Genomic DNA, 14,768 nt, shown 5'->3' on the forward strand with positions numbered 1-14,768 from the left:
GCAATTCCCGTGGGAAAACCGCGGCACAGTGTTCCTGGAATTGCTTAGAGAAGTTCGCGGGTGAAGTGGTTGCGGACAAGCCGGTAGAAAGGGACAGGTCCGCCCGGACGCAGCAGCGGATCGTCGGCGAGCCGCTTTTCCAACTCGTCCAGGATCATTCGGGTGATGTCGGGTATGTCGGCCTGCTTGGCCTTGGCGAGCGGCAGCCAGACCAGTTCCTCCAATTCGTTGGTCGGGCCGCCATCGGGCAGTTCGACGGCGACATCGCCACGCCAGGCGCTGAAGAAGCGGGTATCGAAGCGGCGTACCCGGTTCGGCGGCGTGATGGCGCGCGCGACGAAGCGCAATGCTTCCAGCGACGGTGCCACGCCATGTTCGACGAAACCCTGCCAATCGCGCCTGGTCGTGGCGAAGGCGCCTTTGCGGCCGATCAGCAGGCCGGCTTCCTCGTAGGTCTCGCGGACCGCCGACAAGGCAATGGCGCGGGCGCGGGCGCGGCTGGTGCGGCCGGGGCCGGCCGTCAGCTTGGCTTCTTCGTGCTGGTCAAGTGCCGTCGCTGTCGGTATGCGGCTGTCGGCAGGGTCGGTTCGGCCGCCGGGGAACACGAACTTGCCTGGCATGAAAGCGTGTGCGGCGTGGCGGCGCCCCATCAACACCAGGACGTCGTCGCCCTTGCGGTCGAGCAGGATGAGCGTCGCGGCGTCACGCGGACGCAGGCGCCCGCCGCCATGCGTGGCAAGACCCTTGTCGAGCTTGTCGGCATCCGCCTTGGTCAATGCTTCCATGCGCAGGGACCTAGCGGAAACTTCTTGCATGCGAAAGTGGCCTTACCGATTGGCGTGTTGCGCCAGCGGCGCCTTAGGCGCCGTGGTGGGATTCCGTCCCATCCTTTTCGCCACCGAACCCGTGCATATAGAACGCCCATTGCAGTCCGATGACGGCACCCTTGACCGGTTGCAGCAGCGCGATGGAGAGCAGGATGGTCAAGGGCACCCATATTGCAATGTGCTGCCAGGTGGAGAGCGTCGAGGTCGCTTCCACGCCCATGAAGGCACCGAGAACGATATGGCCGACGATGACGATGACCAGGTAGGCCGGCAGATCGTCGGCGCGATGGTGATGGATCTCCTCGCCGCAGACGCTGCAGGTTTCGACAGTCTTGGTGAAGCTGCGGAACAGCTTGCCTTCGCCACAGTTCGGGCAGCGGCCCAAGAAGCCCCGCTTCATCGCCGTCCACAAGGGGCGGGCAACCCGGCCAGAGTGATGTTCGCCACCAAAAACCTGTTGTTCCATCATCGTCTCCTGCCGCGCGACCCCGGTCGCGATTGCGACGCACGGGCGCGGCCCTTAGCCTTGTGAAACGACCTGCTGGAGCCTGGCAGGGGCTTTGGGTCGGTCAACATCTCGAAGCGCATCGCGCCGGCCATTGGCGCCACCTCGACGAGCCGGACCTCGACGCGGTCCGCGAGCTGGTAGCCTTTGCCCGAGCGTTCTCCGAACAGGGAGCGGGCCGTTTCATCGTATATATAGTAATCGCCGCCCAAAGTTGACACCGGGATGAAACCATCGGCGCCATATTGCGGCAATTGGACAAAAAGTCCTGATTTGGTGACGCCGGAGATGCGGGCGTCGAAGCGGTCGTCGATGCGCTCGGCGAGGTAGGCCGAGATCAGCCGGTCGACCGTGTCGCGCTCGGCAGCCATCGCGCGCCGCTCGGTGCCGGAGATCAGCACCGCAACATCTTCGAGGCGGGCCTCCTCATCCTGCGTCAGCCCGCCGGGGCCGAGACCGAGCGCGGCAATAAGTCCGCGATGCACGATCAGGTCGGCGTAGCGGCGGATCGGCGAGGTGAAATGAGCGTAACGGCTGAGGTTGAGCCCGAAATGGCCGATGTTCTTGGGTGAATATTCGGCCTGGCTCTGCGAGCGCAGCACCACTTCGTTGACCAGCGCCTCATTGTCGGCGCCGCGCACACGCTCAAGAATGCCGTTGAACTGGCTGGGCCGCATCTGGGCGCCGCGCGCCAATGACAGGCTAAGCGTCTGCAGGAATTCGCGCAGCGATTCCTGCTTGGCCAGCGACGGCGCGTCATGGACACGATAGACCAGCGCCTGCTTCTTGCCTTCCAGCGTTTCGGCCGCGGCGACATTGGCCTGGATCATGAACTCTTCGATCAGCTTGTGGGCGTCGAGCCGCTCCGGCACGATGACGCGGTCGACCGTGCCATCCGGCTTGAGCAGGATCTTGCGCTCCGGCAGGTCGAGTTCCAGCGGCTGGCGGCCGTCGCGGCCGCGCTTGAGGATCGCATAGGCCTCCCACAGCGGCCTCAGCACAGTGTCGAGGATCGGGCCGGTCTTGTCGTCTGGTACACCGTCGATCGCGGCCTGGGCCTGGCTATAGGCCAGCTTGGCCGCCGACTTCATCATGACACGGTGGAAGGAGTGCCTGATCTTTCTGCCCTCGGCGGAGAAGGTCATGCGCACCGCGAGTGCCGGGCGATCCTGACCCTCGCGCAGCGAACAGAGATCGTTGGAGATGCGCTCGGGCAGCATCGGCACGACGCGATCTGGGAAATAAACCGAATTGCCGCGCTTCAGCGCTTCGCGGTCGAGCGCCGTGCCATGGCGGACATAGGCCGCGACATCCGCGATGGCGACCGTCGCGATGACGCCGCCGGGGTTCTTCTCGTCGAGATCAGGGGTGGCGAAGACCGCGTCGTCATGGTCCTTGGCGTCGGCCGGATCGATGGTAACCAGCGGCAGGTCGCGCCAGTCCTCGCGATGGTCAAGCGTCGCGGGCTTCACCGCCTCGGATTCGGCAATGACGTCGGCCGGGAAAATGTGGGGAATGTCGTGCGCGTGGATGGCGATCATCGAAACCGCCTTTTCGCTGGTCAGCGAACCCAGCACATTCAGCACCTTGGCGCGGGGCAACCCAAAGCGGGAGGCTCGCGCTGGCTCGACTTCGACAAGATCGCCGTTTTTGGCGCCGTTCTGGAATTCCTTGTCGACGATCAGCTCGGGCTGGCGCCGTTCCACCGGCTCGATGCGGAAGCTGCCGTCCTGAAGCACGCGAAAGACACCGAGAACGGCGTCCGTGCGCTTCTCAAAGATCTTGATCACCCGGCCGGTATAGGCGGGCCCTGACGGATCGTCGGTCGGGAAGGTTTTGGCCAGCACGCGGTCGCCGATGCCTGGCGCGGGACCGTTGCCGCTGCGCGAAACGCGGATCGAGACCACGGGAGGCTCGCCCGGACCGACTGCCTCGGTCGGGTGCGCCAGCAAGATGCCATCGCCGTCGCGGCCAAAGATGTCGAGCACGGCGACATGGGGTAGGGCGCCGACCCGGGCCAACCGCTTGCGCTCCTTGGTCAGAACGCCTTCGTCCTGCAGGTCGCGCAGGAGATCCTTCAGCCAGATGCGGTCGTCGCTGCGCAGCGCGAACGCCTTGGCGATGTCGCGCTTTCCGGCGCGATCTGGGTTTTCGGCGATATAGCGCAGGATTTCGTCGCGCGAGGGCCGATAATCGTCCTTGACCTTGGCCCGGGTGTCGGCGGTGCGGGGATCGCCGTGACTTCTTCCGGTGATCCTGCGCGCCACGCCGTTCTACCCTTTTTTCTTCGCGGCCGGCTTCTTGGCCGCTGTTTTCTTGGCGGCGGGGGCTTTGGTTGCTGCCGCCTTGCGGAACGGCTTCTTGCCACCGCCGCCCTTGGCTTCCTTCTCGGCAATCAGCGCCAGCGCATCCTCGATCGTCACCGATTGCGGATCCTTGCCCTTGGGCAGCGTGGCGTTGACCTTGCCGAAATTGACGTAGGGGCCGTATTTGCCGTCGCGCACGACGATCTTGCCGCCGCCATCCGGATGGTCGCCAAGCTCCTTCAGAGCCGCAGCCGTGCCACCATTGCGGCCACCCTTGCCCTTGGACTGCTTCTCGGCAATCACCGTGACGGCACGGTTGAGGCCAATGGAAAACACATCCTCGATGCTGTCTAGATTGGCGTAGGTGCCATCGTGCAGCACGAACGGCCCGTAACGGCCGAGGCCGGCCGAGATCATCTTGCCGGATTCGGGATGTTTGCCCACGTCGCGCGGCAGCCCGAGCAAGGCGAGCGCCTTCTCATGGTCGATGGAATCAGGCGTCCAGCCCTTGGGCAGGCTCGAACGTTTTGCCTCCTTGCCGTCGCCGCGCTGGATGTAGGGGCCGAAGCGGCCGGAGCGCAGCGTGATTTCCTCGGCCGTGTAAGGATCCTTGCCCAGCACCTTGGTGCCGTCCTCGCCGCCGCCATTCTCGCCATTGGGATTGGCGGCGTCGCCGAGCTGGCGGGTGAAGGAGCATTCGGGATAATTCGAGCAGCCGACGAAAGCGCCGAACTTGCCGAGCTTCAGCGACAGATTACCGGTGCCGCATTTGGGGCAGATGCGCGGGTTGGAACCGTCCTCGCGGGCGGGAAAAACCAGCGGCGCCAGTTCCTCGTTCAGCGCATCGAGCACATCGGTGACGCGCAGCTCCTTGATGTCGGCGACGGCGCCCGAAAAATCCTTCCAGAAATCGCGCAGCACGTCCTTCCAGGCGAGCTTGCCGTCGGAGATCTCGTCGAGCTTTTCTTCCAGCGATGCCGTGAAGTCATACTCTACATAGCGCTCGAAGAAGCTTTCCAGGAAGGCCGACAGCAGGCGGCCCTTGGCCTGCGGCACCAGCCGGCGCTTGTCGATGGTGACGTAGTCTCGGTCCTCGAGCGTCTTCAGGATCGCGGTGTAGGTCGAGGGGCGGCCGATGCCGAGTTCTTCCAGCTTCTTGATCAGCGACGCCTCGGAGTAGCGCGGCGGCGGCTCGGTCGTGTGCTGGGTGGCATTGATCGCGCGGCGGGCAAGCTGCTCGCCGGAGCGGATCTCCGGCAGACGGCGGTTTTCCTCGTCTTCGGCGTCGTCCTCCTTCTGATCGGTGTAGGCGGCGATGAAGCCGTCGAAGCGAACGACCGAACCGACAGCGCGAAGTTCAGCGGTGCGGGCGCCATTCAGCGCCTCGATCTCGACAGTGGTGCGCTCGATCTCGGCCGACTGCATCTGGCTTGCGATAGCGCGCTTCCAGATCAGTTCATAAAGCCGCATCTGGTCGGAATCGAGATATTGCCTGACCGACGCCGGGGTGCGCATGAAATCTGTCGGCCGGATGGCCTCGTGCGCTTCCTGCGCGTTCTTGGCCTTGGCGGTGTATTGGCGCGGCTTCTCCGGCAGGTACTTCGGGCCGAATTCCTTGGCGATGGCATCGCGCGCGGCGTCGATCGCCTCGGGGGCCATCTGCACGCCGTCGGTTCGCATATAGGTGATCAGGCCGGTGGTCTCGCCGCCGATCTCCATGCCCTCATAGAGCCGCTGGGCCACCTGCATGGTGCGCGTGGCCGAGAAGCCGAGGCCCGATGAGGCGGCCTGCTGCAATGTCGAGGTGGTGAAGGGCGGACCGGGGTTGCGCTTGGTCGGCTTGGCTTCGACGGACAGCGCCTTGAAGGTGGCGCCTTCGAGCATCGCCTTGATGTCGTCGGCCTGTGCCTTGTTGGCAATGTCGAGTTTTTGCAGCTTCTTGCGTTCGAAGGCGGTGAGGCGGGCTTCGAAGGTCTCGTTGCGCGGTGTGCCGAGGAGAGCTGATATCTGCCAATATTCCTCGCGGATGAAGCGCTCGATCTCGGATTCGCGGTCGCAGACCAGGCGCAGCGCCACCGACTGAACGCGGCCGGCGGAGCGGGCGCCCGGCAATTTGCGCCACAGGACAGGCGACAGGGTGAAGCCGACGAGATAGTCGAGCGCGCGGCGGGCCAGATAAGCGTCGACCAGCGGCGCATCGATCTGGCGCGGATTGGCCATCGCCTCCAGCACCGACGACTTGGTGATGGCGTTGAAGACGACGCGGCTGACCGGCTTGTCCTTCAGCGCGCGCTTCTGCTTGAGCACTTCCAGAACGTGCCAGGAGATGGCTTCACCCTCGCGATCCGGGTCGGTGGCGAGGATCAGGCCGTCGGCGTCCTTGACTGCCTTGGCGATGTCGGCGAGCCGCTTGCCGGAGGCGGTGTCGACCGCCCAGGACATGGCAAAATCCTCATCCGGGCGCACCGAGCCATCCTTGGCCGGCAAATCGCGGACATGGCCGAACGAGGCCAGAACCTTGTAGTTCCTGCCCAGATATTTGTTGATTGTTTTTGCCTTGGCCGGCGATTCGACGACGACGACGTCCATGAGGTCTCATATCAGCTGTGATGCGGCAGAAGAATTCCGCTGCGCGCGACGAAATCTCGGTTCTGTTCGTCGCTCACATGGCCGCGCTTTTGCATCCGGTCAAGGGCAAGCGCCCAAATTGCGGGGCCGCCGACAGCAATACACTCTAAGAGTGTATGGAGAACATCACATATTTTAGAATGAGTGGGCGCAAGCCTCCGAAGATTGGGAGAGGTTCAATTTGTTGCTGGTCGGCCTGGAATGGGTCAGGTCGAGTCCGCGGCGGCCCGGCCGCCGGATTTGGAGGGATGCCCGGCGGCCGGTGAGAAGTCCCGTTCGGCGGACCTCCCGATAGGGAAAGTCAGTCCGCCTTGACGACGTGCCAGACGCCGGCGACGCCATCACCCGTCACGTCGCCGGCCTTCTTGTCCTTGATGAAGGTGTAGACCGGCTTGCCGTCATAGGCCCACATCTTGGTGCCGTCGGTACGGTCGACGACGCTCCATTCATCGTCCGCCTTGGCGCCGGCCTTGGCCTTCAGCGGCGGCCAGTTGGTGGCGCACTTGTCGTAGCAGTTGGTCTTGCCCTTCTGGTCCTTGTCATAGGTGTAGAGCGTCATGCCATTGGCGTCGGTGTAGATCTTGGTGCCATTGACCTCGGCTTCCTTCCACGCTTCGGCGGCAAAGGATGCGGCGGTGCTGAGCAGGAGCGCGGCCAGCGCTGCGGTTATCGTTTTCATGGAAATCTCCGTGGCTGATATTCGAAGGCGCGCGGCAAATCGCGGCCTCGTCGTGTCAACGCCCTGCGCGGATGCTTTCTTCCCCGCCCGCGATGACTTGCCACACGATGGTGATTGGCGGACAAACCGGCGTGCCGCTATATCGTCGCCAATCAGTCGGAGTTTTGGAATGGCATTGGATATCGGCTATGTCAGCGCGGTCGGGGCGGGGGCCATCTCGTTCCTGTCGCCATGCGTGCTGCCGCTGGTGCCGCCTTATCTCTGCTACATGGCCGGCGTCTCCGTCGACGATTTCCGCGGCAATGCAGGTGTGACGGCACGCGAGGGCGCGCGCGGCGCGCTGCTCTATTCCTCGATCGCCTTCGTGCTCGGTTTTTCCACCGTGTTCGTCGCGCTAGGCGCCGGCGCGTCGACCATCGGCCGGCTGCTGCGCGTCTGGCAGGAGCCGCTGGCGATGGGCGCCGGCGTGCTGATCATCCTGATGGGCCTGAACTTTTTGGGCATCCTGCGCATCCCGCTTCTGTCACGCGAGGCGCGCTTCCAGTCGCAGGGCAAGCCGGCCAGCGCCGTCGCCGCCTATGTCATGGGCCTTGCCTTCGCCTTCGGCTGGACGCCCTGCATCGGCCCGGTGCTGGGGCCGATCCTGACGCTGGCCGGTGGCCGCGAGACGGTCGGCGAGGGGGCTCTTCTGCTCGCCGCCTATTCGCTCGGCCTCGGTATCCCGTTCCTGATTGCCGCGCTGTTCTCCGGCGCTTTCATGCGCTTCCTCGGCAAATTCCGCGTCCATCTCGGCCGCGTCGAAAAGGCGATCGGCGCGCTGCTGGTGGTCGCCGGCGTGTTTTTCCTCACCGGTGGCGTGCAGACGGTGTCCTACTGGCTGCTGGAGAATTTTCCGGTGCTGGGGCGGCTGGGCTGACGCTTGTCAACTTGGGGTGAGGCAAGGGATTGAACTGTGGACCCGCTGATTAAGAGTCAGCTGCTCTGCCATCTCACCGGAATTTAACCGCATTGGTGCAGCATGGCGCCACTGCTATCCTGTATTGATTCCCAACCCTTTCATACGGTTGCCCGTCCATGAGCCAGAGATCCTGCCTGTCCGTCATCCTCGCAGCCGGCGAAGGCACGCGCATGAAGAGCGCGCAGCCGAAGGTGCTGCATCAGATCGCCGGGTTGCCGATGGTGGCCCATGTGGTCAAGGCGGCCGAAGCCGCGGGTGCGAGCGGGCTGGCGCTGGTGATTGGCCATGGCGCCGACGAGATGCGCAAGGCGGCGGCGAAGTTTGCACCGAAGGCGGAAACCTTCGAGCAGGAAAAGCGCTTGGGTACGGCGCATGCCGTTATCGCTGCCCGCGCAGCGATATCAAGGGGTTATGACGACGTCCTCGTGATGTTTGGCGACACGCCACTGATCGATGCGGATGCGCTCACGGTGGCGCGGCGGAGATTGGCGGAAGGTGCTGCCGTCGTGGTGATCGGATTCCGCCCACCCAATCCGGCCGGCTATGGCCGGTTGATCGAAAGGGGTGGCAAGCTCACAGCTATCCGCGAGGAAAAAGACTGCTCCGAAGAGGAGAAGAAAATCGGCTTCTGCAATGCCGGCATGATGGCGGTGGCCGGCGCGCACGCGCTGAAACTGCTCGACGCGGTCGGCAACGAGAATGCCAAGGGCGAGTATTATCTGACCGATATCGTCGAGATCGCCAGTGCACAAAATCTCGATGTCGTTGCCACCGAAGCCAGCTTCGAAAGCGCGCTCGGCATCAACAATCGCGCCGAATTGGCGCAAGCCGAAGCCATCTGGCAACAGCGCCGGCGCCATGACGCGATGCTGTCGGGCGTGACTCTGATCGCCCCGGAAACCGTGTTTTTCTCGCACGACACCGAAATTGGCGCCGACACCATCGTCGAACCCAACGTCTGGTTTGGTCCGGGCGTGAGGATCGCCAGCGGCGCCAAAATCCACGCCTTCAGCCACGTCGAGGGCGCCACCATCGCTTCCAATTGCGATGTCGGGCCGTTCGCCCGGCTGCGGCCAGGCGCCGATCTCAGGAACAAGGCCAAGGTCGGCAATTTCTGCGAGGTCAAGCAAGCCGTTATCGAGGACGGCGCCAAGGTCAACCATTTGACCTATATTGGCGACGCGCGTGTCGGCGCGGGCGCCAATATCGGGGCGGGCACCATCACCTGCAACTACGACGGCTACTCAAAGTTCTTCACGGACATCGGCGAGGGTGCCTTCATCGGCTCCAATTCCTCGCTCGTGGCGCCGGTCACCATCGGCAATGGCGGCTATATCGCCTCGGGCAGTGTCATCACCGAAAGCGTGCCCGACGATGCGCTGGCCTTCGGCCGGGCTCGCCAGAAGACGATCCCCGGCAAGGGCAAGGAATTGCGCGAACGCTTTGCTTCCGCGGCGGCCGCGAAGAAGAAAGCGGCTGGCGCCGACCACTAGCGATTGGTCGACGGTCTGCTTTCTCGCCGAAGCAATCGAAAAAACCGAACGATTGCCGTAACCGGATTGCAAGAGCGGGCTGTCATGGTGCATGCCTGCTGAAGCGTCCGTTACAGCGGACGAAATGCAATGTGACTTTCGCGGCAGGCCGGCCACGCCTAAATATCGCTGGTTTTCCGTGGGCAATCGGGGACTGTCTGCATGTGCGGTATCGTTGGAATCGTCGGCCACTCGCAGGTTGCGCCGCTCATCGTCGACGCACTGAAGCGGCTCGAATATCGCGGCTATGACTCCGCCGGCGTCGCCACCATTGAGAAGGGCGAGCTCGGCCGCCGCCGTGCCGAGGGCAAGCTGGTCAACCTCGAACGCCGGCTCAAGGATGAGCCGCTCGACGGCAGGATCGGTATCGGCCATACGCGCTGGGCAACCCACGGCGTGCCCAACGAGACCAATGCGCACCCGCATTTTTCAGACGGCGTCGCCATCGTCCACAACGGCATCATCGAGAATTTCGCCGAACTGCGCGAGGAGCTGATCCGCGACGGCTATTCCTTCTCGTCGCAGACCGACACCGAGGTCGTGGCACACCTGGTGGCGCGCGAACTCGCCAGGGGGCTAAAGCCGGTCGAAGCCGCGCATAAGGCGCTGAAGCGGCTGGAAGGCGCCTTTGCGCTAGCCATCATGTTCAAGGGTGACGAGGACCTGATCGTCGGCGCGCGCAATGGCCCGCCTTTGGCCGTTGGCCATGGCGACGGCGAGATGTTTTTGGGGTCCGACGCCATCGCGCTCGCTCCGTTCACCAATTCGATCACCTATCTCGAGGACGGCGACTGGGCGGTGGTGCGTCGCGACGGCGTCGCCATCTTCGACATCGACGGCAAAAAAGTCGACCGCAAGCGCCAGCAGTCGCTCTCGACCAGCTTCATGGTCGACAAGGGCAACCGCCGCCATTTCATGGAGAAGGAGATCCATGAGCAGCCCGAGGTGATCTCGCACACGCTAGCTCATTATGTGGATTTCGTCTCCGGCGTCTCCAAGCCGCTCGATCTGCCATTCGACTTTGCCAAGATCGGCCGGCTGGCGATCTCCGCCTGTGGCACCGCCTATCTCGCCGGCCTGATCGGCAAATACTGGTTCGAGCGCTATGCGCGGCTCCCGGTCGATATCGATGTCGCGTCGGAATTCCGTTACCGCGAGATGCCGTTGTCGGCCAACGACGCCGCCTTCTTCATCTCGCAATCGGGCGAGACCGCCGATACACTGGCCTCGTTGCGCTATTGCCGCAAGGCCGGGATGAAGATCGGCGCCGTCGTCAACGTGCGGGAATCGACCATGGCGCGCGAATCCGACGTCGTGCTGCCGACGCTGGCCGGGCCAGAGATTGGCGTCGCTTCGACCAAGGCTTTCACCTGCCAGCTGTCCGTGCTCGCGTCGCTTGCCGTGCGCGCCGGCGTGGCGCGCGGAGCGATCTCGAAGGAGCAAGAGAAAACGCTGGTGCGAGCGCTTTCGGAAGCGCCGCGCTATGCCAACCAGGTGCTGAAGCTCGAAGAGCAGATCGAACGGATCGCGCGGGAACTGTCGCGTTACAAGGACGTGCTCTATCTCGGACGGGACACCAATTTCCCGCTCGCCATGGAAGGCGCGCTGAAGCTGAAGGAGATTTCCTACATCCACGCCGAAGGCTATGCCGCCGGAGAGCTGAAGCATGGGCCGATCGCGCTGATCGACGAGAACATGCCGGTGATCGTGATCGCGCCGCACGACCGCATCTTCGAAAAGACCGTGTCCAACATGCAGGAAGTGGCGGCGCGTGGCGGCAAGATCATCCTGATCACCGACGCCAAGGGCGCGGCACAGGTGAGTCTGAAGACGATGGAGACCATCGTGCTTCCGGATGTGCCGGAAATCATCTCGCCGATCATCTATGCGCTACCGATCCAGATGCTCGCCTATTTCGCCGCCGTGTTCATGGGCACCGACGTCGACCAGCCGCGCAATCTGGCGAAGTCGGTGACGGTGGAATAGGCGCTTGTAAACAGGCGCCTTTAAAAACTTCGCAGTTCCAAAGCGTCTTCCGGTTCACTAATGTCGCGTCGCAATAGCGCCTCCGGTGAACCATGTCAGACGCTCCCAAGACTTCCGGCATGACACGGCTGAGGAACTATTTCCTCACGGGCTTCATCGTCTGCGCGCCGCTGGCGATCACCGCCTATATCGCCTGGTCGTTCATCGGCTGGGTCGATTCCTGGGTGAAACCGTATATTCCGGCGCGCTACAGCCCCGACACCTATCTGCCGTTTCCGGTTCCAGGGTTCGGGCTCATCGTTGCGCTCATCCTGATCACGCTGATCGGTTTTCTGACCGCCAACATTGTCGGCCGCGCCATAGTCGGCTTTGGCGAGCGCTTGCTTGGCCGCATGCCGCTGGTGCGCGGCATATACGGCTCGCTGAAGCAGATTTTTGAGACCGTGCTGTCGAACAAGGGCGACATGTTCCGCCAGGTTGGGCTGGTCGAATATCCACGCAAGGGCGTGTGGTCGCTGGTGTTCGTCGCCAGCGAAAAGGAAACCGAGATCAACCAGAAGCTCGACCAGGAAGGTGATCCGCTGATTGCCGTGTTCATGCCGTGCACGCCGAACCCGACGACCGGTTTCCTGATGTATGTGCTGAAGTCGGACATCGTGCCGCTCGACATGACGATCGAGGACGGCGCCAAGCTGATCGTATCAGCCGGGTTGGTGGCTCCCGAGGTGAAGACGAAACTGGTGACGCTGAACGGCGAGCCGATCAACGGAAGCCTGGCCAATCCGCCGCTAGGGCCTCACCCGGCGCGCAGGAGCCGCACGGCCTCGTCGCGGCCGAACAAGTAGAGCAGGAGCCGCAGCGCCTCGCCGCGGTCCGATTGCAGTTCTGGGTCGCGCGACAGGATCAGCCTGGCGTCGTCACGGGCGGCCTCCAGTAGGTCGGCATGCACCTCGATGCGCGCCACCTGGAAACCCGGCGTGCCGGACTGGCGGGTGCCCAGCAGTTCGCCTTCGCCGCGCAATTTCAGGTCCTCCTCGGCGATCAGGAAACCGTCCTCGGTCTCGCGCATCACCGACAGCCGGCGTTTTGCGGTCTCGCCAAGCGGATCCTTGTACAGCAGCACGCAGGACGAGGGCTTGTCGCCGCGTCCGACCCGGCCGCGCAGCTGGTGCAACTGAGCGAGGCCGAAGCGTTCGGCATGCTCGATGACCATGATCGTGGCGTCAGGAACGTCGACGCCGACCTCGATCACCGTGGTGGCGATCAGGATGCGCGTCTCGCCTTGCTTGAAGGCGCGCATCGCCTCGTCCTTCTCGACACCCTTCATGCGGCCGTGGACAAGGCCGATGCGATCGCCGAACAGCGGCTTCAGCGAGGCAAAGCGATCCTCGGCCGACATCAGTTTTATTTCTTCGGATTCCTCGACCAGCGGGCAAATCCAGTAGATCTTCTGGCCATCCGCGACGGCATCGAGCATGCGGCCGACCAGCTCGTCGAGCCGCTCCAGCGGCAGCGTGACGGTGCGGATCGGCTGGCGGCCGGCGGGTTTTTCCGTCAGCTTCGACACGTCCATGTCGCCGAAGGCGGTCAGCACCAGCGTGCGCGGGATGGGGGTCGCGGTCATGACCAGCATGTCGGGCGCGTCGCCCTTAGCGGTGATGGCAAGCCGCTGGTGGACGCCGAAGCGATGCTGCTCATCGATAACGGCCAGGACCAGGTCGTGGAAGCTGACCGTTTCCTGAAACAGCGCATGGGTGCCGACGACGATGTCGATCTCGCCGCTGGCCAGACCCGCCAGCGTTTCGGCTCGCTCGCGGCCCTTTTCACGGCCGGTCAGGATGGCGATGCGCAAACCGACCTTGGCGGCAAGCGGGGTGATCGTCGTCAGATGCTGGCGCGCGAGGATTTCGGTCGGCGCCATCAGCGCCGCCTGGCCGCCGGCTTCGACAGCGCGTGCCATGGCAAGCAGCGCCACCACCGTCTTGCCCGAGCCGACATCACCTTGCAGCAACCGCAGCATGCGCTCCGGATCGGCGAGATCAGCGTTGATTTCGGCGAGCGCGAATTCCTGCGAGGGCGTAAGCGAATAGGGAAGGGCTGTACGCAGCTTCTCGACGATGCGCCCATCGCCGACGAGAGGGCGGCCTGACAGGCGCCGCACCTTTGCCCGCACCAGGGCCAGCGAGACCTGGCCGGCGAGCAATTCATCATAGGCGAGCCGGCGCCATGCAGCCCCTTCGACCGCGACATCGATCGGATCAGCGGGATAATGGACGCGCGTCAGCGCGTCGCCGAAGGACGCAAAGCTCTGGCGGCGCATGAAGGCATTATCCTGCCATTCCGGCAGCTCCGGCAGGCGGCCGAGCGCGTGGCCGATCGCCCGGCGCAGCACCTTGCCCGAGAGGCCGGCGGTCAGCGGATAAACCGGTTCGACCAGCGGCAGGTTTTCCGCTTCGCTGGCGAGCGCGATATGATCGGGGTGGACCATGGTCGGGCGGCCGTTGAACCATTCCATCCGGCCTGACACCACGACATGCTCGCCCACCGGCATTGCCTTTTCGAGATAGGCGGCATGGGCATGGAAGAAGGTCAGGCCGATTTCGCCCGTGTCGTCATGGGCGTAGACCCGGTAGGGCACCGACCTGTTGCCGCGCGGTGGCGGCTGGTGACGGTCTATGCGCAGCTCAAGCGTGACGATGGCGCCTTCGGCCGCGAGTGCGATGCCCGGCCGGTTTCGGCGGTCGATGACGGTGTGCGGCAGCACGAACAGGAGGTCGCCGGCGCGTGCGGCGCGGTCGCCGAGATCGGCGGCAACGACCTTCTCGATCAGCGCGCCAACCTTCGGCCCGACGCCGGCAAGCGAGGTGATCGGGACAAACAGGGGATCGAGGATGGAAGGACGCATGATGTCAGCTTATGTCGCGACGGCCGCAGCGCAAGGCTGACAGCGCCCACTATCCACGCTATATGCGCCGCTTGAAGCGAGGATGCGGCACAATGACCGGAACGAAACGATCAAGCGAGGGGCTGGACGCCCATCGCCGCAAGCTGTTGTTCCGTTCCTGGCATCGCGGCATGCGCGAGATGGACCTCATCCTCGGCACCTTCGCCGATGCCGAGATCGGCACCTTGACCACCGAGGAAATCGACCAATATGAGAGGCTCCTCGATATTGCCGACACGGAATTCCTGCCGCTGGTTACGGGCGAACGCCCGGTGCCGGCGGAGATCGACTGTGCCGTCCTGCAAAAAATCCTGGCGTCCCGCCGGACCATGACTTTCTGAACACAAGCAATTCCAGGAAAAGTGCGCAGCGGTTTTCCCATGGGAATTGCGACAAACAAGAC

11 protein-coding genes are annotated in these 14,768 nt (G+C 63.8%); 5 read left to right on the top strand and 6 right to left on the bottom strand.

The features are described 5' to 3' along the window. Positions 1–44 precede the first annotated feature (44 nt). The 5 genes from FJ950_RS07575 to FJ950_RS07595 all read right to left on the bottom strand — a co-directional run bounded on the left by FJ950_RS07575 (position 45) and on the right by FJ950_RS07595 (position 6,945). On the bottom strand, positions 45–785 hold the full coding sequence (locus FJ950_RS07575; protein ID WP_140616207.1) for an NUDIX hydrolase: 741 nt from the start codon (positions 783–785) through the stop codon (positions 45–47). Between the two features lie 73 nt (positions 786–858). Continuing rightward, positions 859–1,293: a DUF983 domain-containing protein gene (locus tag FJ950_RS07580; protein ID WP_181171107.1), complete on the bottom strand. Its 435-nt coding sequence runs from the start codon at positions 1,291–1,293 to the stop codon at positions 859–861. Then, the gene (gene rnr / locus FJ950_RS07585; RefSeq protein WP_140616211.1) at positions 1,293–3,599 is read right to left on the bottom strand and encodes a ribonuclease R; all 2,307 of its coding nucleotides are present in this window, start codon (positions 3,597–3,599) and stop codon (positions 1,293–1,295) included. Before rnr ends, FJ950_RS07580 begins: the two co-directional genes overlap by 1 nt. Before the next feature lie 6 nt (positions 3,600–3,605). Beyond that, a complete protein-coding gene (gene topA, locus FJ950_RS07590; protein WP_015317636.1) occupies positions 3,606–6,227 on the bottom strand; it encodes a type I DNA topoisomerase in 2,622 nt (873 codons plus the stop codon). A 340-nt stretch (positions 6,228–6,567) separates the two neighbouring features. Next, entirely contained in the window at positions 6,568–6,945 is a 378-nt protein-coding gene (locus tag FJ950_RS07595) for a hypothetical protein (protein WP_140616213.1), read from the bottom strand. A gap of 169 nt (positions 6,946–7,114) precedes the next feature. Here FJ950_RS07595 and FJ950_RS07600 point away from each other — a divergent pair, with 169 nt between their 5' ends. From FJ950_RS07600 to FJ950_RS07615, 4 genes are all read left to right on the top strand, one after another. Next, positions 7,115–7,861: a cytochrome c biogenesis CcdA family protein gene (locus FJ950_RS07600; RefSeq protein ID WP_140616215.1), complete on the top strand. Its 747-nt coding sequence runs from the start codon at positions 7,115–7,117 to the stop codon at positions 7,859–7,861. 158 nt (positions 7,862–8,019) lie between these two features. Then, positions 8,020–9,396: a bifunctional UDP-N-acetylglucosamine diphosphorylase/glucosamine-1-phosphate N-acetyltransferase GlmU gene (glmU, locus tag FJ950_RS07605; protein ID WP_140616217.1), complete on the top strand. Its 1,377-nt coding sequence runs from the start codon at positions 8,020–8,022 to the stop codon at positions 9,394–9,396. A 201-nt stretch (positions 9,397–9,597) separates the two neighbouring features. Further along, complete coding sequence (glmS, locus tag FJ950_RS07610; protein WP_140616219.1) at positions 9,598–11,421, top strand: glutamine--fructose-6-phosphate transaminase (isomerizing); 1,824 nt, start codon at positions 9,598–9,600, stop codon at positions 11,419–11,421. A 92-nt stretch (positions 11,422–11,513) separates the two neighbouring features. After that, entirely contained in the window at positions 11,514–12,266 is a 753-nt protein-coding gene (locus FJ950_RS07615; protein ID WP_140616221.1) for a DUF502 domain-containing protein, read from the top strand. Here the strand turns inward: FJ950_RS07615 and recG are convergent. Continuing rightward, positions 12,218–14,326, bottom strand: a complete 2,109-nt coding sequence (recG, locus tag FJ950_RS07620; RefSeq protein ID WP_140616223.1) for an ATP-dependent DNA helicase RecG — start codon at positions 14,324–14,326, stop codon at positions 12,218–12,220. The two genes, FJ950_RS07615 and recG, sit on opposite strands and share 49 nt — an antisense overlap. Positions 14,327–14,418: 92 nt before the next feature. On the opposite strand from recG, the gene FJ950_RS07625 reads away from it, so the two are divergent. Continuing rightward, positions 14,419–14,706, top strand: coding sequence for a succinate dehydrogenase assembly factor 2 (locus FJ950_RS07625; RefSeq protein WP_140616224.1), 288 nt, complete (start codon positions 14,419–14,421; stop codon positions 14,704–14,706). Positions 14,707–14,768 lie beyond the last annotated feature (62 nt).

The organism is Mesorhizobium sp. B2-3-14 (assembly GCF_006442175.1).
In the GTDB taxonomy this organism is placed as follows: Bacteria; Pseudomonadota; Alphaproteobacteria; order Rhizobiales; family Rhizobiaceae; genus Mesorhizobium; species Mesorhizobium australicum.

Excerpts from the sequence above, each read along its gene's own strand:
- FJ950_RS07575 (WP_140616207.1), bottom strand. The coding sequence starts at position 785 with ATGGAAGCATTGACCAAGGCGGATGCCGACAAGCTCGACAAGGGTCTT.
- FJ950_RS07580 (WP_181171107.1), bottom strand. The coding sequence starts at position 1,293 with ATGGAACAACAGGTTTTTGGTGGCGAACATCACTCTGGCCGGGTTGCC.
- topA (WP_015317636.1), bottom strand. The coding sequence starts at position 6,227 with ATGGACGTCGTCGTCGTCGAATCGCCGGCCAAGGCAAAAACAATCAAC.
- FJ950_RS07595 (WP_140616213.1), bottom strand. The coding sequence starts at position 6,945 with ATGAAAACGATAACCGCAGCGCTGGCCGCGCTCCTGCTCAGCACCGCC.
- FJ950_RS07600 (WP_140616215.1), top strand. The coding sequence starts at position 7,115 with ATGGCATTGGATATCGGCTATGTCAGCGCGGTCGGGGCGGGGGCCATC.
- glmU (WP_140616217.1), top strand. The coding sequence starts at position 8,020 with ATGAGCCAGAGATCCTGCCTGTCCGTCATCCTCGCAGCCGGCGAAGGC.
- glmS (WP_140616219.1), top strand. The coding sequence starts at position 9,598 with ATGTGCGGTATCGTTGGAATCGTCGGCCACTCGCAGGTTGCGCCGCTC.
- FJ950_RS07615 (WP_140616221.1), top strand. The coding sequence starts at position 11,514 with ATGTCAGACGCTCCCAAGACTTCCGGCATGACACGGCTGAGGAACTAT.
- recG (WP_140616223.1), bottom strand. The coding sequence starts at position 14,326 with ATGCGTCCTTCCATCCTCGATCCCCTGTTTGTCCCGATCACCTCGCTT.
- FJ950_RS07625 (WP_140616224.1), top strand. The coding sequence starts at position 14,419 with ATGACCGGAACGAAACGATCAAGCGAGGGGCTGGACGCCCATCGCCGC.